Source organism: Pantoea sp. X-Soil-OKNW-713 (assembly GCF_059730685.1).
In genome coordinates this window covers 2,921,413-2,942,954 of sequence record NZ_AP035995.1, presented here as the reverse complement: position 1 = coordinate 2,942,954, position 21,542 = coordinate 2,921,413, and the positions used below count along the sequence as shown (strand labels likewise).

At 53.4% G+C, this 21,542-nt stretch carries 18 protein-coding genes and 1 riboswitch; of the genes, 5 read left to right on the top strand and 13 right to left on the bottom strand.

Going from position 1 to position 21,542, the window contains the following annotated elements:
* Positions 1-61 precede the first annotated feature (61 nt).
* Both AC6I8R_RS13810 and chiP read right to left on the bottom strand, forming a co-directional pair.
* Entirely contained in the window at positions 62-2,725 is a 2,664-nt protein-coding gene (locus tag AC6I8R_RS13810; RefSeq protein ID WP_497832476.1) for a beta-N-acetylhexosaminidase, read from the bottom strand.
* Between the two features lie 51 nt (positions 2,726-2,776).
* A complete protein-coding gene (chiP, locus tag AC6I8R_RS13805) occupies positions 2,777-4,171 on the bottom strand; it encodes a chitoporin ChiP (RefSeq protein WP_415174029.1) in 1,395 nt (464 codons plus the stop codon).
* 490 nt (positions 4,172-4,661) lie between these two features.
* Between chiP and AC6I8R_RS13800 the strand changes: the two genes are divergently transcribed.
* Complete coding sequence (locus AC6I8R_RS13800; protein ID WP_415174028.1) at positions 4,662-4,850, top strand: DUF3606 domain-containing protein; 189 nt, start codon at positions 4,662-4,664, stop codon at positions 4,848-4,850.
* Positions 4,851-5,160: 310 nt separating this feature from the next.
* Here AC6I8R_RS13800 and AC6I8R_RS13795 read toward each other — a convergent pair whose 3' ends face one another.
* Both AC6I8R_RS13795 and AC6I8R_RS13790 read right to left on the bottom strand, forming a co-directional pair.
* The gene (locus AC6I8R_RS13795) at positions 5,161-5,793 is read right to left on the bottom strand and encodes a hypothetical protein (RefSeq protein WP_497832475.1); all 633 of its coding nucleotides are present in this window, start codon (positions 5,791-5,793) and stop codon (positions 5,161-5,163) included.
* A 12-nt stretch (positions 5,794-5,805) separates the two neighbouring features.
* A complete protein-coding gene (locus AC6I8R_RS13790) occupies positions 5,806-6,042 on the bottom strand; it encodes a helix-turn-helix domain-containing protein (RefSeq protein WP_497832474.1) in 237 nt (78 codons plus the stop codon).
* Between the two features lie 102 nt (positions 6,043-6,144).
* Here AC6I8R_RS13790 and AC6I8R_RS13785 point away from each other — a divergent pair, with 102 nt between their 5' ends.
* The 4 genes from AC6I8R_RS13785 to fbaB all read left to right on the top strand — a co-directional run bounded on the left by AC6I8R_RS13785 (position 6,145) and on the right by fbaB (position 10,391).
* Complete coding sequence (locus tag AC6I8R_RS13785) at positions 6,145-7,275, top strand: DNA cytosine methyltransferase (RefSeq protein ID WP_497832473.1); 1,131 nt, start codon at positions 6,145-6,147, stop codon at positions 7,273-7,275.
* Between the two features lie 203 nt (positions 7,276-7,478).
* Positions 7,479-7,575: riboswitch (TPP riboswitch) on the top strand.
* A 33-nt stretch (positions 7,576-7,608) separates the two neighbouring features.
* Positions 7,609-8,394 carry a hydroxyethylthiazole kinase gene (gene thiM / locus AC6I8R_RS13780; RefSeq protein WP_415174023.1) on the top strand — a complete coding sequence of 262 codons (786 nt, stop codon included), beginning with the start codon at positions 7,609-7,611 and terminating at the stop codon, positions 8,392-8,394.
* Positions 8,391-9,191 carry a bifunctional hydroxymethylpyrimidine kinase/phosphomethylpyrimidine kinase gene (gene thiD, locus AC6I8R_RS13775; RefSeq protein WP_021186003.1) on the top strand — a complete coding sequence of 267 codons (801 nt, stop codon included), beginning with the start codon at positions 8,391-8,393 and terminating at the stop codon, positions 9,189-9,191. The genes thiM and thiD overlap by 4 nt, the downstream gene beginning before the upstream one ends.
* 147 nt (positions 9,192-9,338) lie before the next feature.
* Positions 9,339-10,391 carry a class I fructose-bisphosphate aldolase gene (gene fbaB / locus AC6I8R_RS13770; protein WP_021186002.1) on the top strand — a complete coding sequence of 351 codons (1,053 nt, stop codon included), beginning with the start codon at positions 9,339-9,341 and terminating at the stop codon, positions 10,389-10,391.
* An 83-nt stretch (positions 10,392-10,474) separates the two neighbouring features.
* Here the strand turns inward: fbaB and AC6I8R_RS13765 are convergent, their stop codons facing one another.
* The 9 genes from AC6I8R_RS13765 to mdtD form a co-directional block, all read right to left on the bottom strand.
* The gene (locus tag AC6I8R_RS13765; protein ID WP_021186001.1) at positions 10,475-11,161 is read right to left on the bottom strand and encodes a GntR family transcriptional regulator; all 687 of its coding nucleotides are present in this window, start codon (positions 11,159-11,161) and stop codon (positions 10,475-10,477) included.
* 99 nt (positions 11,162-11,260) lie between these two features.
* Complete coding sequence (locus AC6I8R_RS13760) at positions 11,261-12,718, bottom strand: mannitol dehydrogenase family protein (protein WP_497832472.1); 1,458 nt, start codon at positions 12,716-12,718, stop codon at positions 11,261-11,263.
* Between the two features lie 53 nt (positions 12,719-12,771).
* A complete protein-coding gene (locus AC6I8R_RS13755) occupies positions 12,772-14,055 on the bottom strand; it encodes an MFS transporter (protein ID WP_021185999.1) in 1,284 nt (427 codons plus the stop codon).
* An 80-nt stretch (positions 14,056-14,135) separates the two neighbouring features.
* Entirely contained in the window at positions 14,136-15,146 is a 1,011-nt protein-coding gene (locus AC6I8R_RS13750; protein ID WP_021185998.1) for a Zn-dependent oxidoreductase, read from the bottom strand.
* Positions 15,147-15,382: 236 nt separating this feature from the next.
* A complete protein-coding gene (gene yegS, locus AC6I8R_RS13745) occupies positions 15,383-16,282 on the bottom strand; it encodes a lipid kinase YegS (protein ID WP_208723972.1) in 900 nt (299 codons plus the stop codon).
* A 233-nt stretch (positions 16,283-16,515) separates the two neighbouring features.
* Positions 16,516-17,889 carry a prephenate-dependent tRNA uridine(34) hydroxylase TrhP gene (trhP, locus tag AC6I8R_RS13740; protein WP_415174021.1) on the bottom strand — a complete coding sequence of 458 codons (1,374 nt, stop codon included), beginning with the start codon at positions 17,887-17,889 and terminating at the stop codon, positions 16,516-16,518.
* 143 nt (positions 17,890-18,032) lie between these two features.
* Complete coding sequence (gene baeR / locus AC6I8R_RS13735; protein ID WP_021185995.1) at positions 18,033-18,740, bottom strand: envelope stress response regulator BaeR; 708 nt, start codon at positions 18,738-18,740, stop codon at positions 18,033-18,035.
* A gap of 9 nt (positions 18,741-18,749) precedes the next feature.
* Positions 18,750-20,135: an envelope stress sensor histidine kinase BaeS gene (gene baeS, locus AC6I8R_RS13730; RefSeq protein ID WP_497832471.1), complete on the bottom strand. Its 1,386-nt coding sequence runs from the start codon at positions 20,133-20,135 to the stop codon at positions 18,750-18,752.
* Positions 20,132-21,541 (bottom strand): multidrug transporter subunit MdtD, encoded by a 1,410-nt coding sequence (mdtD, locus tag AC6I8R_RS13725; protein WP_021185993.1) that lies wholly within the window; start codon positions 21,539-21,541, stop codon positions 20,132-20,134. Before mdtD ends, baeS begins: the two co-directional genes overlap by 4 nt.
* Position 21,542: the final 1 nt, after the last annotated feature.

The window sequence follows — 21,542 nt, the reverse complement described above, 5'->3', positions numbered from 1 at the left end:
GGATCAGTCAGACCGGTGTGGTTGATTACCTGCCTGAATTGATCCAGCGCAATTTCGCGATTTACAGTGCTTCTGCGCGGCTTATCCGTGTACCATCCGGGCTTTGGCTGCGCACCATCACCTTGTCGTTTACGCCAATCTCAGGACGGTCTTGCGGGTTATAATCCAGCCAGCTGTTGCCGTTATCGAGGCTATATTGCAGCGGCAAACCAGGTAGGGCGACATTCATTTCCAGCTTACCCTCGACAATGCGTGCGCCAGGCACCGGCAGACGGTAGTGGATACCGGCTTTATCCATTTTACCCAGTTCGCGTTGCCCCAGCAGATTGGCAAAACGTTGCCAGTCGCGCTTGAGCTGCTTCTGGTTTACATGCTGGGTTTCTCCCCCTTTGAAGTTGCGACCTTGCTGATAATCCAGTTCCCAGCTGGCGCGATGCCAGCTACGTTCGGCCACGGATAACAAACGCGGGAAGATCATATATTCCATCTGCTGATCGGTACGTACGGTTTCGCTCCACAACTGGGCAGAAAGACCATATGCGCCACCCCAGGGTTTCTCCGAGGTAGTGGCAAACGCATTGCCATCACGGTCAACCGAGGTTTCAGCATTTTGCGGCAGGTTATCAGGTGCGAAGCTGAACATCTTGCGTTCATCACTAAAACGGGTGCCCCAGTAATAACCGCGTTCCAGAGGATTGACCTCATACGGGAAATCCATATAGACGTAATCCGGGTTAGAGATGATCACATCGTAGTTTTTCTGCGTCCAGTCGTTGGCGCTGTCAAACCCACCCCAATAAAGCGTATCCCAGAAATTAACGCGGGTGCGGGACGTGGCGAAGGCCTGCGCATTGGCCGCATCTTTCAGACCATCCTGCCACGCCTGCATCACCGGAATGCCGTGCGCTTTGACCAGCTGGCTGACCTCCAACGCGAAGTGGCTGGGGAGGTGTTCCAGATCCTGTACCTTGCCGGATTTCACCAACGCCTGGCAGACCTGAGATTTCGCCCAGGGTTTATCCTCTTTACTTTGGTCCAGGACCCCCTTGCCAGCTTCCGGGTTAGAGATGTCGGTGTAACCGGCACCAAGGCGAATGTTTTTCGCCTCATCACCGCCAAAATGCCAGGTGTTCAGCGGCTGACCGGCTTCACGATGCATTCGCTGGATCTCTCCAATCACCTTATCAACAAAACGTTGCGACGAGTCGAGGCAGGGATTGAGATAGCTGGTGCGATCGTACAGCTGTACTGACGTGGTGTTAGACGTATCGGTGGGATCGACCAGGCGGAACTCGCTCGCTTCACGGGTTTTACCGGCCTTCATCAGGGTGTTATAACGCGCTTCCATCGCTATAACCGCAGCACGGGCATGCGCGGGCATATCAATTTCCGGGATCACTTCAATGTTGCGTGCCTGAGCGTATTTCACGATGTCGATATAATCGGCGCGGCTGAAGTAGCCGCTGCCGTTGTTATCGCTAAACGGACCAGAACCCAGTTGTGGCACCAGACAGCGTTGCTCATCCATGTCGTGACAGCGTTTGCTGCCAACCTCAGTCAGTTCCGGCAGTCCGGGGATTTCAATGCGCCAACCTTCATCGTCGCTCAGATGGAAATGGAATTTATTCATCTTCCATGCCGCCATCTGGTCGAGCATGCTGAGTACCGCCTGTTTGCTGTGGAAGTTACGCGCCACATCGAGGAATGCACCACGGTAAGCGAAGCGGGGGGCATCCTGGGCCTCGAGGGTGGCGATCAGCGGTTTACCCTCTGCCGGTACCAGTGACAGCAGCGACATCAGTCCATAGAAAACGCCCGCAGAGTCATAGCCGACGATGTCAGTGCCGCGTGGGGTGATGGTTAAATGATACGCCCCGGACACGGCCTCTTCTCCCTTGAAGCGTGCGGCATCGATTTGCGTTGCGATGCCATAACCGGTTGGGTTCGTCTTGATATTCAGCAGGGCAAAGCGTTGCTGCACGGCCGCCGCCTGGTCAGCCGTCAGGGTATTCAACTGGAGTGCGACGCCCTGACTCAGATCGACATCTGCCGTATGAATTTTCACCGATCGCGGCGTGGGGGTGATCTGTCCACGCAGCGAAACAGCAGGCAGCAGCTTGATATCGGCATTTTTCTCAAAGCGGCTGACCGGTTGCATCAGCACGTTTTTGTCATCTGCGGTACGTTTCCACTGTTCGCCAAACGGCATGACAAAATCGGTTAAATTTTCCGTGTCGGTGCTGGTGATAATCTTGGGCGATGCTCCTGCCGCAGTGACGTACCAGCGCGGCATTACATCGGTAATAAATAGTTGCCAGTATTCGTTGACGATGGGGATCTCCACCGTGGCCCCGGCAGCAAATCCGGTGAACTTATCCGTAGGCTCCAGTCGGGTTAAATCACCGACGATATGCGTCATTTTAAACTGGTCATTATCAACGCGCAGGGTTTCATGCACGTTGCTCATATAAATCGCCCAGTTTTTGCTGGTGATGGCCGGACCGTGGTTGGTCAATCTGATGGTTGCCCGGTTGCAGGATGCCCAGTCAGCACCAAGCTGGGCGCAATCCACGCCGTGGCTGGCAGCCTGGTTATCCGTGACCTGGTACTGCACACCAAACTGACTGATTTGATCGACGACCTGTTGCTGATTTTGCGGTACGGCACTACAGGCGGTGATGCCCATCATGCTGAGTGCCAGAAAGCTTAACTGTAACTTTTTCATGCGGTTATCCTTGTGCATGGATGACAATAGCGGGGTCCAGCCCGCTTAGCGTCAGAAAATAGTAAAGGGAGCAATGACCATAAATTTGATGTCTTTTTCATCCTGGAAGATGTTGCCGTAGCCACCGCTGTAGCTCGGCAGGTTGCTATGGTTGTCATATTGGGTGTAATGCAATTTGAACTGCGTCCCTTTGGCGCGTGTTTCCTGCAAGGTGTACACCAGATCAAGGCTCCAGGCGGATTCTGTCAGGCGCTGCTGTTGGTTGTATATGGGATTGGTGGAAGGCTTCGCATCCCAGCCATAGGCATAGGAGCCACCAACCTGCCAACCCGGCAATTTCCAGTGTGCGAGATCGGCCATCACGCCAGCAAACACGGCTTTCTCACCATTAGCGTTCCAGTCTGAACGCGAGTCCCACCAGACGTCCATGCGACCATTGGAACTGGCGTACGAGGGCGTCATGCGTTGTAAAAAGAAGCCCTGATTACCTTCTGCTTTTACCCAGGTGCCTTCCAGGCGGAAATCAAATGCGCCAAGGGTGTAGCCGAGTGTCATCGCCTGAAGCCAGGCTAAACCGTCATAGACATTGTTGACGTTGCTGGCGCCGCCTCCCTCGCGATCCTGTGCACCATAAAATTGATAACTGGTACGCAACGGCGAACCGGCCAACGGCAGTTGATACGACGCTTTGGCGAAGTATTGATCCATGTAGTTTGCGGCCTGGCCGTAAGCCCCTTCCACGACCAGGCTATTCTTAAAATCGTACTTCGCGCCGAAAGATTGCAGCCACGGTACATCCGTAGTGCCGTCTGCTTTGCGGAAGTTGTACATATGCTGGTACCAGGGCGCTTTGTATTGATCGGTCCACATCCATGAGAAGGAAAGGGCTCCCGTATCACCAAAGTCATAGGTGGTTCCCGCTTCGACACCACGGTAAGTTCCTGGCAGGAAACTCCAGTGCGGTGCCAGTAACGTTTGGCCGGTGGGTTGTAGGTATCCGGCACGCAGCCAGTAATCCTGCCATCGGGTTTTTAGCGCAGCTTTGTACAGGCTGGCACCGCTTTTATCACCGGTCCATTTTTCATCCCAGCGGTTACTGGCATCACTGAACCCGATTTCGTTGGGTGCAGCCGGACCACCATGCGTCAGCTCCAGCGCGCCATACGCAGCAAGGTCAAGGCCGATGACGTCCGCCAGATAGCCTGAGGAGAAATCGAGGCTGGCATTGCCTGTTGCATGATGCAGGTTGGCATCATACTGGCCGTATTTACCCTGTTGCGGATCCATCTCTTTGCGATCGCGCTGCCGCTGCCAGTAGTAGAGGCCACCGGTCAGGGATGAGTCATCAATGAAACCGGCTGCTAAAGCAGGGGCAGGGATAAATGATGTAATGAGAAGTGCAGTGGCGATGGCTGTGGATAGCGACGTGCGAACTGTCCTGTGCATGGTAAATCCTCCGTGATAATTCCTTGTGTGATGATGTTTTCCATTTACTGTTACTTCATGTAACCAGTGCGCAGATGCTATTTTTCGTGGCGCGAATTATCAATGATGATGAGTACGATTTATGACGCAGGACGCAAAAATAAGCATTTAATTCACTAAAATCATAATGTTACTGTTTTGTTGTTTTTGTGAGTCAATTGTTTCTCAGTACTTGATCCTGTTGATTAGCAGAAAACCGGGAACAACATTCAGCCTTTAGAAGCCGCAAAAAAGTTTTGCTCTGTTGTTCTTTGGTATAGTCACTATACCTTGATATCGTCAGCCATATTGTCTAGGATTTTTTTCGGAAGCCAGCGCTGTGCTGGCTCCTGGCCTTAAGTGGGGCTGTATGGCAATCACCGGACGGCTAACATCCTTCGGTTAAGCTAACGAGTTACTCTTCTTAAGAAGCGATAGTCATGTTTTCAGGATTAACCTCAGGAGCTGCAAAATGGCTGATGATTTAAAGAGAAAACAACCGGAAGACAAACGCTTTATTAGTCTTACTGAAACCTGGGAGGTTGAGTATTGGACGAACACCCTGGATGTGAGTGCGACACAATTGCGTACCGCTGTTGCTAACGTAGGTAATGGTACTGAGAAAGTTAAGCAGTACTTGAATCAATATCAGCGAAAGTGATTTTCAGGAAGAAAATAACTGACTAACCCCGTTCTGCGGGGTTTTTTCTTGCTGCTGAATAATTGGTTCAAAGCACAGAACAACTCTCTGGTATATTTTGCAATCCACTTATTTGGATATCTTCATTTTTACACCGTTTTTAGGATGGACACTTAGGCAACCAGGAGGATAGAATAAGCTGGTGTGTTGTTACTGGCATCCGCAGAGGAGCAGGAAACCAGGCTAGATAAATATCACGAGAATAGCTAGCCGAAGATGCAATCCGGTAGTGGCTCGTGATATGCCCTCATGAGTATATGCTGTCTTGCTGTCAGTTATAACCGCAGTATTGTTTCCCTATTTTATTGCTGTAAGGTAAAAACTCTGGTGCAAAATATACCAATGACATATCGTTATGTGCGCCCGATTTAATTACGGCAGTTTTTCCTGAGTCTCCAGCTGTATTGCTGCAAGAAAAGTCACCTTCATTTAAATATCCAACCTTAACTTCCCATATCCATACTGTATCTCCTCGTGAATTCTTTCCCTTTTGGTAAGCCCCAGACGCATCACCTAATACGTACCTAATAGTCATGTAATTACCAGCTTTAGGTAAATGCCCCTTGGGTCGATTGGTCTCAAGTGCCATTTTTAATTCAAGTTCTCTTCCCTGTCCATTTGTTGGTATTAAATCTGGATATGCATGAGGTCTGTTTCGAATATATTTCCCATTGGAGTTTGCAGCTAGTCCAGCTCCCAGGATATTACCAACCATTGAAGATAGATTGGCGAGTTCCACGAGGTTAGCTATTCTAGGGATACCTTGAGCCATCATTTGATGATCAATGTTATCCAATGTTCGATAACAATCGTTAATTGCTTGGGCTATGGTTTCAGGTGCTAATCCTGTAAATTTAAATAAATCATCGGCATTCCTTAAATGCTCTGGCTTAGCAAGTCTCATTAATTAACTCCTTTAAATGTTTTCGTTTTCAATTTTCTCAATAACCTCGCTTAATCGGACCCCTAATGCGTCTGTTATTTGCTTTGCCATTTGTAGAGATGGTGAGCGTTCATTGCGAATAATTAAGCCAATTGTTGTACGGTGAACTGATGCCATATCGGCAAGTTGCTCAATTGTGAGTTTTTTCTCAATTCTCAATTCATTGATTTTTCTTGAGAAATTCTCAATAAACTTCCGATTGTTGCACATGGCTCACTCCAAATGTCTAGATGGGAGAATTGTAAATAGATTGACTTCCATGATCTACGAGACTATAGTCTCCACCGGATATTGTTTTTTTGGGTTAACTATATGAAAGTTTTCGATTTGTTTTGTGGTACAGGTGGATTTTCCAAGGGGTTTGAAAATTTAGAAAAGGCAAACTTTGAAGTGTCCTTCGGAATTGACTTACTTCAATCATCTGTTTCTACATTCCAGCTTAATCATCCTAAAGCTCATGCTATTGCAGGTGACATCAGGAAGGTATCCAAAAAGGAAGTATCCGAAATAACCGGAGTAAAAAAAGGTGAGTTGGATGTGTTAGTAGGAGGCCCGCCTTGCCAGGGGTTTTCTTCTATTCGACCATTTCGTTCTTCAGAGGATGATGATCCCAGAAATACTTTGTTCGAAGAGTATGCATCTTATGTGAATTTTTTCCGACCTAAGTATTTTGTTTTGGAAAATGTTGTAGGTTTGGCGACTCATAAATCCGGCGATACAATTGAGCAGATGCAAGAATGTTTTCATTCTCTGGGTTATGATACCGAATGGAAAATATTGAATTCGGCTCATTATGGTGTCCCTCAAAAAAGAGAAAGGCTGATTATGCTTGGTGCTCCCAGGGGGAGTAAATTGGAGTTACCTGCTCCAAAATTTTATTACTCTGGAGCGACCATTGGTCACAAAAATAAAGAAAAAACAATGTTTTCACTTCGCTCTGATAATCTACCTCTGGCGATAACTGCTATGGAGGCGATTGGTGATTTACCCCCAATAGAATCAGGTGAATCAAGTTTGATTTATACCAATGACCCCATGAATGAGTATCAACGTGACAGAAGGAAGGGTACTAAAGAATTAGAGCTTCATAGTGCGACAAAACATTCGCCAAAAATGATGGAGATAATAAAACACTCTGGGAAAAATATCAGTTGCATCCCCAAGGAACTGATAACCAGTGGTTTTAGTAGTTGTTACAGTAGACTTGACCCGGATGAGCCTGCGGTAACTATTACTGTAAATTTTGTGCATCCAGCTTCAAATCGCTGTATTCACCCTATTCTTAATCGAGCCTTAACTCCTCGTGAAGGAGCAAGGTTACAATCATTTGATGATGACTTTAAATTCTTCGGAAACCGTTCTGAAATTACAAAGCAAATAGGTAATGCTGTTCCGCCACTACTTGGTAAAGCGCTTGCCGAAAAAATAAAAGATTACTTTTGATATTAAGTTTCCAGGCTCCATAGCGTTTAGTTCAGATTGTTATGCGGCTATTAGGCTTTCTCATTTTCCGGTTACAGTCAGCATCAAACCGAGACATATAACGCAGCAGGGTCTCTTTTCTCATTTACAAGATTTCCTGCTGACAGTACTATTTCTCATTAGAGATCGATGAGAAGAATTTATCGTAATTAGTTGATTTCTATTTAAATGACTCGGGGTGCCCTTCCTTGTGAAGGCTGAGAAATACCCGTACCACCTGATCTGGATAATGCCAGCGTAGGGAAGTCAGATGCCTGACCGCATTCGCCTTCTTGATCGCCGGTTGGGAGCTTTATGAAACAACCTGACCTTCTTTCCTCCGCGCAACTCGCGCACTCGCTTCAGTTACTGCATCAACATGCTTCGCTGGTACATTGCATGACCAATGATGTGGTTCAGACCTTTACCGCTAATGTCCTTTTGGCACTGCGCGCCTCACCTGCCATGGTGATCGACGCTGATGAGGCCGCACAGTTCAGCGGTTATGCCGATGCTCTGCTCATCAACGTGGGCACGCTGACGCGCGATCGCAGCGTCGCCATGCAGGCTGCGGTAGAGGCGGCAAACCGTGCCGGCACGCCCTGGACGCTCGACCCGGTCGCGGTGGGCGCGTTAACCTTTCGCACCGAATTTTGTCAGCAGCTATTGACCCTGCAACCGGCAGCCATCCGTGGCAACGCCTCGGAAATCCTTGCCCTGGCGAACCAGGCGGCGGGCGGGCGTGGCGTGGACAGTTTGCATCAGGCTGACGCCGCACTCAGCGCTGCTCAACAGTTGGCGCACGATTACCGCAGCATCGTGGCGGTAACCGGCGAAGTGGATTACGTCACCGATGGTCAGCATACCTTTGCCATCCCGGGCGGCAGCCCACTGATGACACGCGTAGTGGGGACAGGTTGTGCGCTGTCGGCAGTGGTGGCGGCTTTTGCCAGCCTGCCGGGTGAACGTCTGCAACATGTGGCGGCAGCTTGTCGGGTCATGTCACTGGCCGGTGAACGGGCGGCACGCCAGGTCCAGGGGCCGGGCAGCTTTGTTGCTGCCTTTTTGGATGCGCTGTGGACGCTGGAGGTGACGCCATGAAACGTATTAATGCATTGACTATTGCCGGTACTGACCCCAGCGGTGGTGCGGGAATTCAGGCCGATCTCAAAGCCTTCTCCGCGCTGGGTGCCTATGGCACCAGCGTCATTACCGCGCTGGTGGCCCAGAATACCCGTGGTGTGCAGTCGGTCTATCGTATCGAACCAGATTTTGTCGGAGCGCAGCTGGATTCGGTGCTCGATGATGTGCGTATCGACACGGCAAAAATTGGCATGCTGGCGGAAACGGCGGTGGTGGAAATTGTTGCTGACAAGCTGAAGCGTGCCAGCCTGCCGTTCGTGGTGCTGGACACCGTTATGATTGCCAAAAGTGGCGATGCGTTGTTATCACCGGATGCCATCGCCAGCCTGCGTGAGTTGTTGTTACCACAGGTATCGTTGATTACGCCGAATTTGCCAGAAGCCGCGGCGCTGCTTGGCCGCAGTGTGGCGCAGGATGAGAAGACGATGCTGATGCAGGGGGATGCATTGCTGGATCTCGGATGTGAAGCGGTACTGATGAAGGGAGGACATCTGAGTGATGCGGAGAGCCCGGATTGGCTTATCACCCGCAACGGACGTCAGCGTTTTACCGCGCCACGCGTCAATACTCGCCACACCCACGGCACCGGTTGTTCGCTGTCAGCTGCGTTGGCGGCGCTACGTCCACGCCATGATGACTGGGCTGCGACGCTCTCCGAGGCTAAAGCCTGGTTGCAACAAGCGTTACTGCATGCCGATTCTCTGGAAGTCGGAAAAGGCATTGGACCGGTGCACCATTTTCATCGTTGGTGGTAGGGCGTAACGCCGAATTGCCATTTTTTGCCTGCGTATCTGTCTGAAAAATGGAGTCAGCAATTTGCCAGCCTGGCGGATCCCGGTCCAGGCTGTTGGGGGCGAATCGGCAGGTGCCGGTTCCAATCCAGCCATTAATCAGGAGTGAGTATGACGGACATCGTTCAGTTATTGGGCCAAGAAGCGGATAGCCTTCTTCAACATCGCTGCATGACCATTCCAGCGGAAAGCCTTTATTTACCGGGCGCGGATTATGTGGATCGCGTAATGACCGATAACAATCGTTCTCCTGTGGTATTACGCAACATGCAAACGCTGTACAACACCGGTCGCCTGGCGGGGACGGGTTACCTGTCGATTTTGCCAGTTGATCAGGGGGTTGAGCACTCCGCCGGCGCTTCATTTGCCGCCAATCCTCACTACTTCGACCCGAAAAATATTGTTGAGCTGGCGATTGAAGCGGGCTGCAACTGTGTCGCTTCCACCTACGGTGTGCTGGCCTCGGTGGCGCGGCGTTATGCGCACAAGATCCCGTTTATGGTGAAGCTGAACCACAACGAGACGCTGAGCTATCCGACGCAATATGATCAGACGCTGTACGCCAGCGTCGAGCAGGCGTTCAATATGGGAGCCATTGCGGTCGGGGCCACCATCTACTTCGGTTCTGAGCAATCACGTCGCCAGATTGAAGAGATCTCCGCCGCGTTTGAACGTGCGCATGAGCTGGGTATGGTGACGGTGCTGTGGGCCTACCTGCGCAATAATGGCTTCAAGAAAGATGGCGTGGATTACCATGCCAGCGCCGATTTAACCGGTCAGGCTAACCATCTGGCCGCGACCATTGGCGCGGATATCGTGAAGCAAAAAATGGCAGAGAATAACGGGGGTTATACCGCGGTGAATTTCGGCCATACCGATGATCGCGTTTACAGCAAGTTGACCACCGAAAACCCTATCGACCTGGTACGCTACCAGTTGGCGAACTGTTATATGGGGCGCGCCGGGTTAATTAACTCTGGCGGTGCGGCTGCGGGGGCAACCGATGTGGCCGAATCAGTGCGCACGGCGGTGATTAACAAACGCGCCGGCGGTATGGGACTGATTTTGGGACGCAAAGCGTTTAAGAAGTCGCTGAAAGAGGGCGTGGAGCTGATTAACGCGGTGCAGGATGTGTATTTGTCCAAAGATGTGACGATCGCATAATTAAACCGTAGCGGCGCAATTCTGCGCATGATGCCGCAAAAAAACAGCGCGATAAATCGCGCCGCTACGGCATGTCACACTGCTTAAGGCGCTTCAAACCACTCGCTATTACGTTCTGCAATCGGCGTTATTGTCATAATCATCTCCTGCAAATGGCGGCGCATTGCCGACTCCGCAGCCTCAACGTCGTGCGCTTTCAGCGCCGCATAAATCTCTTCATGCTGCTGGATCAAGTTCTCCGGCGGTGAGACTTCGCTTAATGTCAGAAAACGCACCCGGTCCATGGTCGCTTTGATATTTTCCACCGTTTCCCAGGCCAGCAGACAGTTGATACTTTCCGCAATCAGGCGATGAAACTCATCGTCGAGGGCGAGAAACGCCTGGCTGTCGTGGCGTTCGGCCGCTAAACGTTGCAGTTGCAGGTTATGCTCCAGCGCCATCAGGGCGACAGGCGTAATTTCCTGCGCGGCCCGGCGGACCACGGCAATTTCCACCGCTTCACGAATAAAACGACCATCAGCAACGCGCTGGGCAGAGATTTTTCGCACAAAGGTGCCACGCTGCGGCAATACCTGCACCAGGCCGGCTTCAGCCAGCTTGATAAAAGCTTCGCGCACCGGCTGACGAGAGACGTTAAAGCGCGCAGAAACTTCTTTTTCCGACAACAGCGAGCCAGGGTGAATGGCGCAGGTGACAATGTCCCGGCGCAAATAGCGATAGATCTGCTGATTCACCGGTTCGCTGGTGGTGATGGTATAGGCAATTGACATGCAGCAATATCCGTATTTATGGCTGGTATTGACCAGCCTTTATGGGAAAGATTCAGTCTAATCAGCACGCTGCATCTGCGCTACCAGTTTGTTGCGGCGTTACTCCTGACTGAGGGCATGCACCGTGGCACGCGCCCCTTCGGCACACAGCTGCTGATAAAGTTCCGTCACCCGGCTCACGAAGCCTGGGTGTTGCAGCAAATCGTCACCGAACACCGCTTTCAACCCCAGCAACGCCCGGACACGCGGCGCGCCTTCTTCGCTGGTCGCTACAATGCGCGCCAGTTCCTCTTTCAGCGGGTCGCGAATTTCAATGGCTTGACCGTGTTCATCAACGCCGCTGACATAACGCATCCAGCCTGCCACACCCAACAGCAAAAAGTCACAGTCAGAGCCATTGCGCAGATGCCAGCGCACACTGTCCAGCATTCGCTGTGGCAGCTTTTGCGTGCCGTCGGTGGCGATTTGCCAGGTGCGATGTTTAATGGCGCGATTCTCGTATCGGGCGATCAGCGAATCGGCATACGCGGCCAGATCCACCCCGGTGGTACGCAGTGTCGGAGCCTGATCCTGCATCATCAGCGCACGGGCGGCATGGCGATAATGCGCATCCGCCATACAATCGCTGATATGTTCATAACCCGCCAGATAGCCAAGATACGCGAGGAAAGAGTGGCTGCCATTCAGCATTCGCAGCTTCATCTCTTCGAACGGCAGCACATCGCTGACCAGTTCTGCTCCGGCGTTTTCCCACGCCGGACGCCCGCTCACAAAGTTATCCTCGATCACCCACTGAAAAAAGGGTTCCGCTTCCACTGCCACCGGGTCTTCGCACCCGAGACGCGCAGTGAGGTTGGCAAAAGCGGCATCGGTCATCGCCGGGACGATGCGGTCCACCATGGTGGAAGGGAAGGTGATATGGTTTTTGATCCAGTCGGCCAGTTCTGAGCTGTGTCGCTCCGCCAGTTGCACAATCACGTTGCGCGTCACATGACCATTCTCTGGCATGTTGTCGCAGGACATCACGCTAAAGGGCGGCAGATTGCCTGCGCGTCGACGGATAATCGCTGCCAGAATCAGGCCGGGTAACGAATGTGGCTCCTGCGGATGCGCTAAATCGTGCACGATATCGGGATGATCAGGGTTGAGATTGCCGCTGGCGGGTAGGTGGCAGTACCCTTTTTCGGTGACGGTCATCGAAACAATCGCCACATCCGGCTGACACATTGCCTCAATAACCGCATCGATACCGTCCCCTTTACCGTGCAGCGCGCCAGTCACCACGCCTATCACCCGGGTATGCAGGCTGTCATCAGCCATTTCAGTCAGGGTGTAGAGCAAATCCTGCTGGCGCAACGCCTGAATCAACGCGCCGCTGTTGAGGTTCACCTCACAATAACCCCAGTCGCTGCCCTGTTCCGCCAGCTTGTCCGTTGCCAGTGCCTGGTGGGCACGATGAAAGGCACCAAACCCGATGTGGACCATGCGGGTTTTCAGGCGGCTGCGATCATAACCTGGACGCTGAACATCGGCGGGAAGGCTGCCAATCTCTAACATAATCATTCCTTTTAGCAGGCGGGGCGTAAAGCCGCCCCGCAATGGTCAATTTTTTAGGCTGAGACCGGTTTGTTACTGGTTTTTGGGCTGCGGATAACAAACAGCACCAGCAGCGCGCCCAGTCCCGCAACCACACCCGCCAGGATAAAGGCGCTATCGAACTTGCCGGTGTGCTGGACAATAAAACCGGTGACGATGGGACCGATAATGCCTGACAGGCTACCCACCAGGTGAATAAAGCCGCTGATACTGCCGACACGGCTTTTGTGCACCACGTCCTGAATAATCGCCCAGTAAATCGCGCCGGTGATGTAGAGGAAAAAGATGGAGATCGACATCATGATCACCGCCGAATTCACCTCTTTTATCGTACCGGCCAGCGCGACACAAATTGCGGCGGCCAGCAGTGAGACCACCAGCACAATTTTACGTGACAACAGTAACTTACCGGTAATGTTGAAGATTTTATCGGAGATCCAGCCGCCCAATGCCAGGCCGACGAAACCGACAATCCACGGGATCATGGTGGTGATGCTCATGGCTTTGATATCCAGGCCATGTGCCTGCACCAGATAGGCCGGGAACCAGCTCAGGAAGAAGAACAGGATGTAGTTGTAGCAGAAGAAGGCGAAAGCGGTGACCAGGATGATCGGCTGGCGCAGGTAGTAACCCATACCATGTACAGCACCGGACAGATCGGTTTCTTCACCGGGCTGCTCCGCTTTCAGTTTTTCCACCAGCGCACGTTCTTCCGCGGAGACGCGCTTGCTTTTCGCCGGATTATCAGCGGCAAAGAAGAACCAGAACGCCATCCATACCAGACCAATCAGGCAGATTGCCACGAAAGCGGGACGCCAGCCGAATGACAGCGCCAGATAGCCAACAATTGGTCCGGCGACGGCACCACCCAGCGGTGAACCGGCACTGAGCAGGCCCATCGCGGTAGCCGCTTGTTTTTTCGGGAACCAGCCATTAATGGCTTTGTTAGCCGAGGCGCAGATTGGGCCTTCTGCCATACCAAACAGCACGCGCAGAATCATCATTGACCAGAAGCCGGTCGCCAGTGCGGTCATACCGCAGAACAGCGACCACATACCCACAGCGGTGCCCAGCACAATGGTCGGGCCGAATTTATCGGTCGCAAGGCCACCAATAAAGTTAAACAGCGCATAGCCGAAGAAGAAGCTGCCGAAAATCATGCCGAACTGTTCAGCGTTGATCATCAGATCTTTTTCTACCAGCGGTACGGTCAGGGACAGGGCAATACGATCGAGGTAATTGATCATATAAACCAGAAATAACAGCAGTACGAGGGTCCAGCGCAGGTTCTTTAACATAGAAACTCCGACATCTTGCTTTATTGTATTGTTGCCGGCGGGTACGCACCGGCAAGAGGACACCTGGTGTGAAGGTTAACTCAACCCATGTGTAGAATCACTTTGCAGCAGGTGCGTGGGTCTTTTTCAAACAGCGTCATGGCACGTTCAATGTCCGCCAGCGGGAAGTAGTGCGTCACCAGCTTCTCTGGCTGGATCTGGCCTTTTTCCATCCACTCAATCACTTGCGGGAAACGGTTGCTGTTCAGACGTGAAGTGAACAGCGACAGTTCTTTACTGGTCAGGCTTTGTTGCGTAATGCTGCACGGTTCGCCGGAGAAGCCCAGCAAGCCGATGCGTGCGGCCGGAGAGGCGAGGGCGGCCGCTTCCGCCAGAATGCTGGGGTGACAGGCGGCATCGATGATCAGTGTCGGCTGTAGCCCTTCCAGTTGCGCCGCCAGCGGGATCTCGCTGTTGTTGAATACCTGGTCGGCACCGTTTTGTTGCGCCAATGCGAGGCGTTCTGGCAGACGATCCACCACCAGTACCTGTTCAACGCCATAGACGCCTTTTAGTACCTGAATGGCGGTTAGTCCCATTGGGCCTGCGCCGTAAATCAGCGCCACATCCTGTGATTGTGGTTTCAGGAACGCGGTGATGTTGGCGGCGATGGTGAAGGGTTCAACCATGCTGGCGAGCTTATCGGGAATCGCATCAGGCAGACGGAAGGCGTTTTTGGCTGGGGCGACCGCGAATTCACTGAAACCACCGTCGCGATGCACGCCGATCACCTGAAGTTCCTTGCAAACGTTGGGGCGACCAATCGAGCAGGGATAGCAGTGACCGCAACTGACAACCGGATCGACTGCCACGCGTTCGCCAACACGCTGTGCATCGACGCCCTCGCCGACGGCGTCGATCAGCCCAAAGAATTCATGCCCGATAACGCGAGGATATTTAGCAAAAGGGTTGTGGCCGTGCCAGATATGCACATCCGAACCACAGATGCTGGCAAACTGGACTTTCACGCGAACTTCACCGGCAGCAGGTTGCGGTAAGGGACGCTCTGCCAGTACCAGTTCACCCGGTTGTTCAATCACCACACTTTTCATCATCAGCTCCTTTGCCCTGGCCGTCATTCGCGGTCGAGGGGCTTTAACGGGAAATCAATGATGAAAAAATACGCTTGCAAATACTACCATACAAGTCGACTTAACAGAGTTGTGAAGAGGGTCACAGCTCGGGAAAGGAGGGATCGGAACGTCGCGGCGCGATTTATCGCGCGGTTCTGTGCATGCTGGCAGAAAACCTCGCGCGATAAATCGCGCCGCTACGCGGAAGAGACAAATTACGCCAGTAGCGGACACTGCGGCGGCAGACGGCAGCTCAATGCGCCCGGCAGCACCTCTATCTGGAATTCGCTACCGCTCAGGGGTTCGCCGTCCAGGTTAAATGTCATCTCGTGGGGAGAGCGGATACTCAGCGACTGCAACTTCGCTGAGACAATGTTGGGGTTTTCATCATCGCGCGTCAGCGAATGCAACAGGGTCGGCAACAGTTCCTGGGCGGTGACGATGCTCAGATTGAGCTGGCCATCATTAATCAGCGCGTCAGGACACAATTTTTGGCCGCCACCAGCCTGACGCCCGTTGCCAATACCAATGACCAGCGCATCGCCCTGCCAGTCAAAACCAGGTGCTACGATTTCACAGCGGTCCGGTTTGAGGGCATCGACACGCATCAGGCCATGAATGAAATAGGAAACACCACCCAGCGCGGATTTGAGTTTTTCCGGTGTTTCGGTAGTGATGCGAGTGCCAAAACCGCCGGTCGCCATATTGATAAAGTAGCGATCGCCATTGACGCGCGCCAGGTCGATGGCGGTAGCCTTGCCGAGCACCGCGAGACGCAGTGCCGGTTCCATCTCCAGCGGAATACCGACGCTGGTGGCAAAATCATTCGCGGTACCCAACGGCAGAATGCCCAGCGCAGGACGGTGGTCTGCGGGTAGCGCTGCCAGTGCGGTGGCAATTTCGTTGATGGTGCCATCGCCGCCGCCAGCTACCACCGTTTCCGCCTGCAAACTGACGGCTTCCTGCACGTAGCGGTCGCCATCGCCTTTTTCCCAGGTGACACGCACGGCCAGATTAAAGCCTTCATCACGCAATTTATTTACCGCGGTGCGGAGTTCTTCATTTCCGGCACCTTTGCCATTCAAAATCAATAAGGTAAGTGGTTGGTTTTGCATCGTCCATTCCCTGAGGCATTACAGATAAAAGTGGTTATAGCATAGCCGGGACAGGAACTTTATCGGTGCGGGGATGAAAAAAAGAAAACCCGCACGGGGGAGCCGGGCGGGTGAATGAGGTGGTTCCTGGTACTACCTGCTGATTATTGTTACTCGTTAGCAGCGAAAGCGAGTTTACGCCAGGGCGAAACGGCGGTCTGTGATCCTGTTCTAATTTCACCCATTTCTTTTCATTAAGTGCGGTTGCTGGCGTGTGGATCGCGCGTGCTGTCGCCAGCGGAAAAGTTACGCAGCAACAATGCGAAAGCGAGATCGACGTGCTCGGGTACCGGCAGCCAGACACGATGACCATCCCCCGGTGCCACATCAACGGCGCTTCCCTTGTCATTCTGCATCGCTTCCAGCCGACAATTCAGATTGCCATTGGGGGTCATGATTTCCAGCTCATCACCCAGCAAGAATTTATTCTTCACGGCCACCTGCGCCCACTCGCCACGGCGTTCACCGGTAAATTCACCGACAAACTGCTGGCGTTCCGACACCGAATAGCCTTGTTGGTAGTTTTGGTAGCTGTCATGGGTATGACGACGCAGGAAACCTTCGGTGTAGCCACGATGTGCCAGACCCTCCAGGGTTTCCAGCAGCGAAGGATCGAAGGGTTTACCTGCGGCGGCATCATCGATGGCCCGGCGATACACCTGGGCGGTACGGGCGCAGTAATAAAACGATTTGGTACGGCCCTCGATCTTCAGCGAATGCACGCCCATCTGGCTCAAACGTTCAACATGTGCCACGGCGCGTAGATCTTTCGAATTCATGATATAGGTGCCGTGCTCATCCTCGAATGCGCTCATGGTTTCGCCCGGTTTCATTTTCTCTTCCAGCAGAAAAACGCGATCCGTTGGCGTACCCAGTCCCAACGTCGGTGTGGCTGCTTGAACCTCAACCGGTTGGTGGAAACCGACAATATTGCCGACCTCGTCCTGCTGGCCTTCCGCCACCTTATATTCCCAGCGGCAGGCGTTGGTACAGGTCCCCTGGTTGGGATCGCGTTTATTCAGATAACCGGACAGTAAACAACGGCCGGAATAGGCCATGCACAGCGCGCCGTGTACGAAGATCTCGATCTCCATTGCCGGCACCTGCTGACGAATTTCACCGATCTCCTCCAGTGACAATTCGCGCGAAAGAATCACGCGGGTTAACCCCATCTGCTGCCAGAATTTCACCGTCGCCCAGTTGACGGCGTTAGCCTGTACCGAGAGATGGATCGCCATCGCTGGGAAGGCTTCGCGTACCAGCATGATCAGGCCGGGATCGGACATGATCAACGCGTCCGGCTGCATTGCCACCACCGGAGTCAGATCGCGGATAAAGGTCTTCAGTTTGGCGTTATGCGGTGCGATGTTCACCACCACATAGAATTTTTTGCCAAGTCGGTGGGCTTCATCGATGCCTTTGGCGAGGTTTTCATGGGTGAATTCGTTATTGCGCACGCGCAGGCTGTAGCGCGGTTGCCCGGCATACACCGCGTCAGCGCCATAGGCAAAGGCATAGCGCATATTCTTCAGCGTTCCCGCTGGAGAAAGCAGTTCAGGTTTAAACATGGGATCTCACTGATGTCAGGTCAGCATGCCATCGACGATGGCAGGTGCAGTGGCCGTATCAGACGGCCCTGCAAAAGGTGGGGAATTTTAGGCAGGGCCACTCACGAAGTAAATTGACCTGGATCAAGCTAAGGCGCTGATTGCTACAGGATGCGGCAGACATCGGCCTCCCAGCGATAACCCATGCCGTATACCGCGCGGATGAAGGGTTGTTCCGCGTCGAGACTTTCCAGCTTACGGCGCAGATTTTTGATGTGGCTGTCGATGGTGCGATCGGTCACCACGCGATAATCGTCGTACAGATGGTTGAGCAACTGTTCACGCGAAAACACTTTACCTGGCTCCAGCGCCAGCGTTTTCAACAGCCGAAACTCGGCTGGGGTCAGCTCCAGTTGTTGTTCACGCCAGGTGGCCTGGAAACGCCCCTCATCGATCACCAGATGTGACGCCTGCTGCGCCTCTTCCGGCGTCCGTTTGACGCGGCGCAAAATGGTTTTCACCCGCGCCACCACTTCACGCGGACTGAAGGGTTTGCAGATATAGTCGTCGGCCCCGATTTCCAGGCCAAGCAGGCGATCAATTTCTTCGGTGCGCGCCGTCACCATGATGATCGGTAATTCGGAGAAACGGCGAATTTCGCGACACAAGGTTAAGCCATCGCGGCCTGGCAACATTAAATCCAGCAGCATCAAATCCGGCGGCGTCTGCTGCACATAGCTCAGTACTTCGCTGCCGTTGCCAATATGGTGGGTGCGATAGTTGGACGCTTGCAGATAATCAATCATCAGCTGCGCCAGTTTCGGTTCGTCTTCAACAACAAGGATTAAAGGGTCGTGCTTTTCCGTGCTCATAGGCTGTGCTTAATGGGGAACATAAGGCAAGTTTAGCGTGATTTGCAGACCACCTAAATCAGAGAGATCTGCACTAATGCTGCCACCATGCGCTTCCGCAATATTTTTGCAGATCGCCAGACCAAGACCCGAGCCGCCGCTGGCACGGTTGCGTGAACTCTCCGCGCGGAAGAAACGCTCAAACAACCGGGCCTGATGGGCCGGGTCCACACCAGGCGCGCTGTCGGCAAAGCAGAGCTGCCAACTGTCGCCGAGGTTTTTCATGGTCAGGCGCACCTGACCACCGGCATCGGTATAGCGCAGGCTGTTTTCCAGCAGGTTGGTGAACAGCTGCATCAGCCGATCGGGATCGCCGAAACTCGGCGCTTCTGCTGGCAATGTCAGCTGCAAGGTCAGCTGGCGGCTGCGATAGCGTTCGCCGAAGCTACCCGCCGCCACCTCCAGCAGATGGACCAAATCCACCGCCTGCTTGCGATAGGCAAGGGCACCGGCATCAGAGAGGGATAACTGATGTAAATCATCCACCAGCTTGGTCAACACCACCACTTCGCTTTGTAGCGAAGAGATGGCTTCCGGCGTCAGTTTGCGCACACCATCCTGCATGGCCTCCAGCTCGCCACGCAGGATCGCCAGCGGCGTGCGCAGTTCATGGGAGATATCCGCCATAAAGGCGCGGCGGTTGCTCTCGTTTTTTTCCAGCGAGCTGGCGAGCTGGTTAAAGTCGCGCGCCAACTGGCCGAGTTCGTCGCTGCTGCCCACTTCGACCCGCGTGGCGAAATCGCCTGCGGCCAGATGGTGGGTGCCATCCACCAGCCTTTTTACCGGGGCCAGCAAGCCGCGCGCCATCAGCCAGGTCGCCAGCGCTGCCATCAGGGCCGTAAAGCCTACGATGATCCAACTGGTGCGGCGCTGTTGTTGGTCAAAATTGATGTCAGTGCTGCGGGTGAGGCGTTCAGCAGGTGAGCCGATCACCCAGCCAACCACTTTGCCATTGCTGGTGGTGATATTGCGTCTTGTCCCTTCAGGGGGGACCGGGGATCGCGGGCCAGAAAGTACCTTGTATTGCTGATCGATAATCCAGAACTGGGTGCGCCAGCCGTGTGGGGGCAGCAGGTTACCGCTGCCGGGGTTCTGCTCCAGCGAACGCAGGATAGAAAAAATCAGCCGGTCATTGTTGCGCAGGAAATCCCAGTTACCGTGCTGTTCATATTGGTCAGCAAGCGCATCGCTCAGCAGCGTCAGACGTTGTTCATTCCCTTTACGAATGTAATCGACAAAGCCGTGTTCAAAGCTGAGCCGCACCCCCCAGTGCATGATGATAATCACCAGCATGCAGGTGGAAAAAATCGCCATAAACAGCTTGGGACCAATGCCGAGTTTCAGCGCGCGCTTCATCCTTCACTCCTTTTGCGTCGCAGATCGACGTTTTTGCTCACATCTTTCGGCACACGCCAGAACACCAGCGCAGGCAGAATAATCACCAGCGCCATGCTGAGGTAAGCGTAGATAAAGGTCTGGTGGGCTGCTGCGCTGTTGGCGATGGCGCCATGACCGAAAGCACCCAGCAGCAGGCCAGCGATGGTGACACCAATGCTGGTGGAGAGCTGCATGATCATCGACAGCAAACTGTTGCCGCTGGACGCCAGTTCATCTGGCAGCTCTTTCAGCGTCAGGGTGTTCATGGATGAGAAGCGAATGGCGTTGACCATCCCCTGAAGCAGTAACACCACCGGCAGCAGCCAGGTCCAGCCCAGCAACGCGACCGCCGGGAACAGCAGCACCACCAGCGCGAGCGCGCAGGTGCCACCCACCAACGCATTGCGGTAACCGAACAGATTCACGATCCTCACCACCACGCGTTTGATCCCCATATTACCCAGCACCATTGGGATCATCATCAGCCCCGCGTGGAACGGGCTGAAGCCGAGGCCCACCTGCAAGAAAATCGGCGTCATAAACGGCAGCATGCCGCTGCCGATGCGACCGGTAAAACTGCCGAGCAAACCGATGGAGTAGATGCGGTTATCAAATAATTTCAGGCTAAACAGGGCATCGTCGTTGTTACGACCGTGCATCAAATAAAACAGCAGGGAAAAGACGCCAACCAGGATTAGCAGACCGAGCAGCAGCGCAGAGCCATCGGTGCTTCGCTGTCCATCAAGCGCCAGCGTCAGGGTCGCCATGCCTACGGCCAGTAAACCGAAGCCGAGAAAGTCGAAGCGTCGGGTTTGCATGGTGTAGTTGGGCATGATCGCGAGGGTGGCAATGGCACCAATGATGCCGACCGGGATGTTGATCAGGAAGATCCAGTGCCAACTGGCGTACTGCACCAGAATACCGCCCAGCGCCGGACCGAGCAGGGGACCGACCTGGCCGGGTAGGGTAACAAAAGTCATCGCCGACATATATTGCTCGCGCGGGACGATTTTCATCACCGTTAAGCGCCCGACAGGTACCATCATCGCGCCGCCGACCCCCTGAATAACACGCGCCAGCACCAGTTGATCCAGCGTGCCGGAGAAGGCGCAGAACACTGAACCAATGCTGAATAATACGATGGCGGTGAAGAAGATATTCCGCACACCAAAACGGTCAGCCAGCCAGCCACTTAGCGGTAGGGTGACGGCCACCGTCAGCACATAGGAGACAATCACCGAATGCATATGCAGTGGACTGACGCTGAGGTCGCGCGCCATCGACGGAATGGCGGTGTTGACGATGGTGGTATCCAGCGACTGCATAAAAAAGCCAAAAGCGACAATCCACAATTGCCAGCGCACCGTCGCGTTCTGAGTGGTCATG

Bases quoted from the DNA above. Each gene is read 5' to 3' on its own strand.
- AC6I8R_RS13765 (WP_021186001.1), bottom strand. From the start codon at position 11,161: ATGTCAATTGCCTATACCATCACCACCAGCGAACCGGTGAATCAGCAG.
- baeS (WP_497832471.1), bottom strand. From the start codon at position 20,135: ATGAAGCGCGCGCTGAAACTCGGCATTGGTCCCAAGCTGTTTATGGCG.
- AC6I8R_RS13755 (WP_021185999.1), bottom strand. From the start codon at position 14,055: ATGTTAAAGAACCTGCGCTGGACCCTCGTACTGCTGTTATTTCTGGTT.
- yegS (WP_208723972.1), bottom strand. From the start codon at position 16,282: ATGCAAAACCAACCACTTACCTTATTGATTTTGAATGGCAAAGGTGCC.
- trhP (WP_415174021.1), bottom strand. From the start codon at position 17,889: ATGTTTAAACCTGAACTGCTTTCTCCAGCGGGAACGCTGAAGAATATG.
- AC6I8R_RS13760 (WP_497832472.1), bottom strand. From the start codon at position 12,718: ATGTTAGAGATTGGCAGCCTTCCCGCCGATGTTCAGCGTCCAGGTTAT.
- AC6I8R_RS13750 (WP_021185998.1), bottom strand. From the start codon at position 15,146: ATGAAAAGTGTGGTGATTGAACAACCGGGTGAACTGGTACTGGCAGAG.
- AC6I8R_RS13795 (WP_497832475.1), bottom strand. From the start codon at position 5,793: ATGAGACTTGCTAAGCCAGAGCATTTAAGGAATGCCGATGATTTATTT.
- AC6I8R_RS13790 (WP_497832474.1), bottom strand. From the start codon at position 6,042: ATGTGCAACAATCGGAAGTTTATTGAGAATTTCTCAAGAAAAATCAAT.
- AC6I8R_RS13785 (WP_497832473.1), top strand. From the start codon at position 6,145: ATGAAAGTTTTCGATTTGTTTTGTGGTACAGGTGGATTTTCCAAGGGG.
- fbaB (WP_021186002.1), top strand. From the start codon at position 9,339: ATGACGGACATCGTTCAGTTATTGGGCCAAGAAGCGGATAGCCTTCTT.
- thiM (WP_415174023.1), top strand. From the start codon at position 7,609: ATGAAACAACCTGACCTTCTTTCCTCCGCGCAACTCGCGCACTCGCTT.
- AC6I8R_RS13810 (WP_497832476.1), bottom strand. From the start codon at position 2,725: ATGAAAAAGTTACAGTTAAGCTTTCTGGCACTCAGCATGATGGGCATC.
- thiD (WP_021186003.1), top strand. From the start codon at position 8,391: ATGAAACGTATTAATGCATTGACTATTGCCGGTACTGACCCCAGCGGT.
- chiP (WP_415174029.1), bottom strand. From the start codon at position 4,171: ATGCACAGGACAGTTCGCACGTCGCTATCCACAGCCATCGCCACTGCA.
- baeR (WP_021185995.1), bottom strand. From the start codon at position 18,740: ATGAGCACGGAAAAGCACGACCCTTTAATCCTTGTTGTTGAAGACGAA.
- AC6I8R_RS13800 (WP_415174028.1), top strand. From the start codon at position 4,662: ATGGCTGATGATTTAAAGAGAAAACAACCGGAAGACAAACGCTTTATT.
- mdtD (WP_021185993.1), bottom strand. From the start codon at position 21,541: ATGACCACTCAGAACGCGACGGTGCGCTGGCAATTGTGGATTGTCGCT.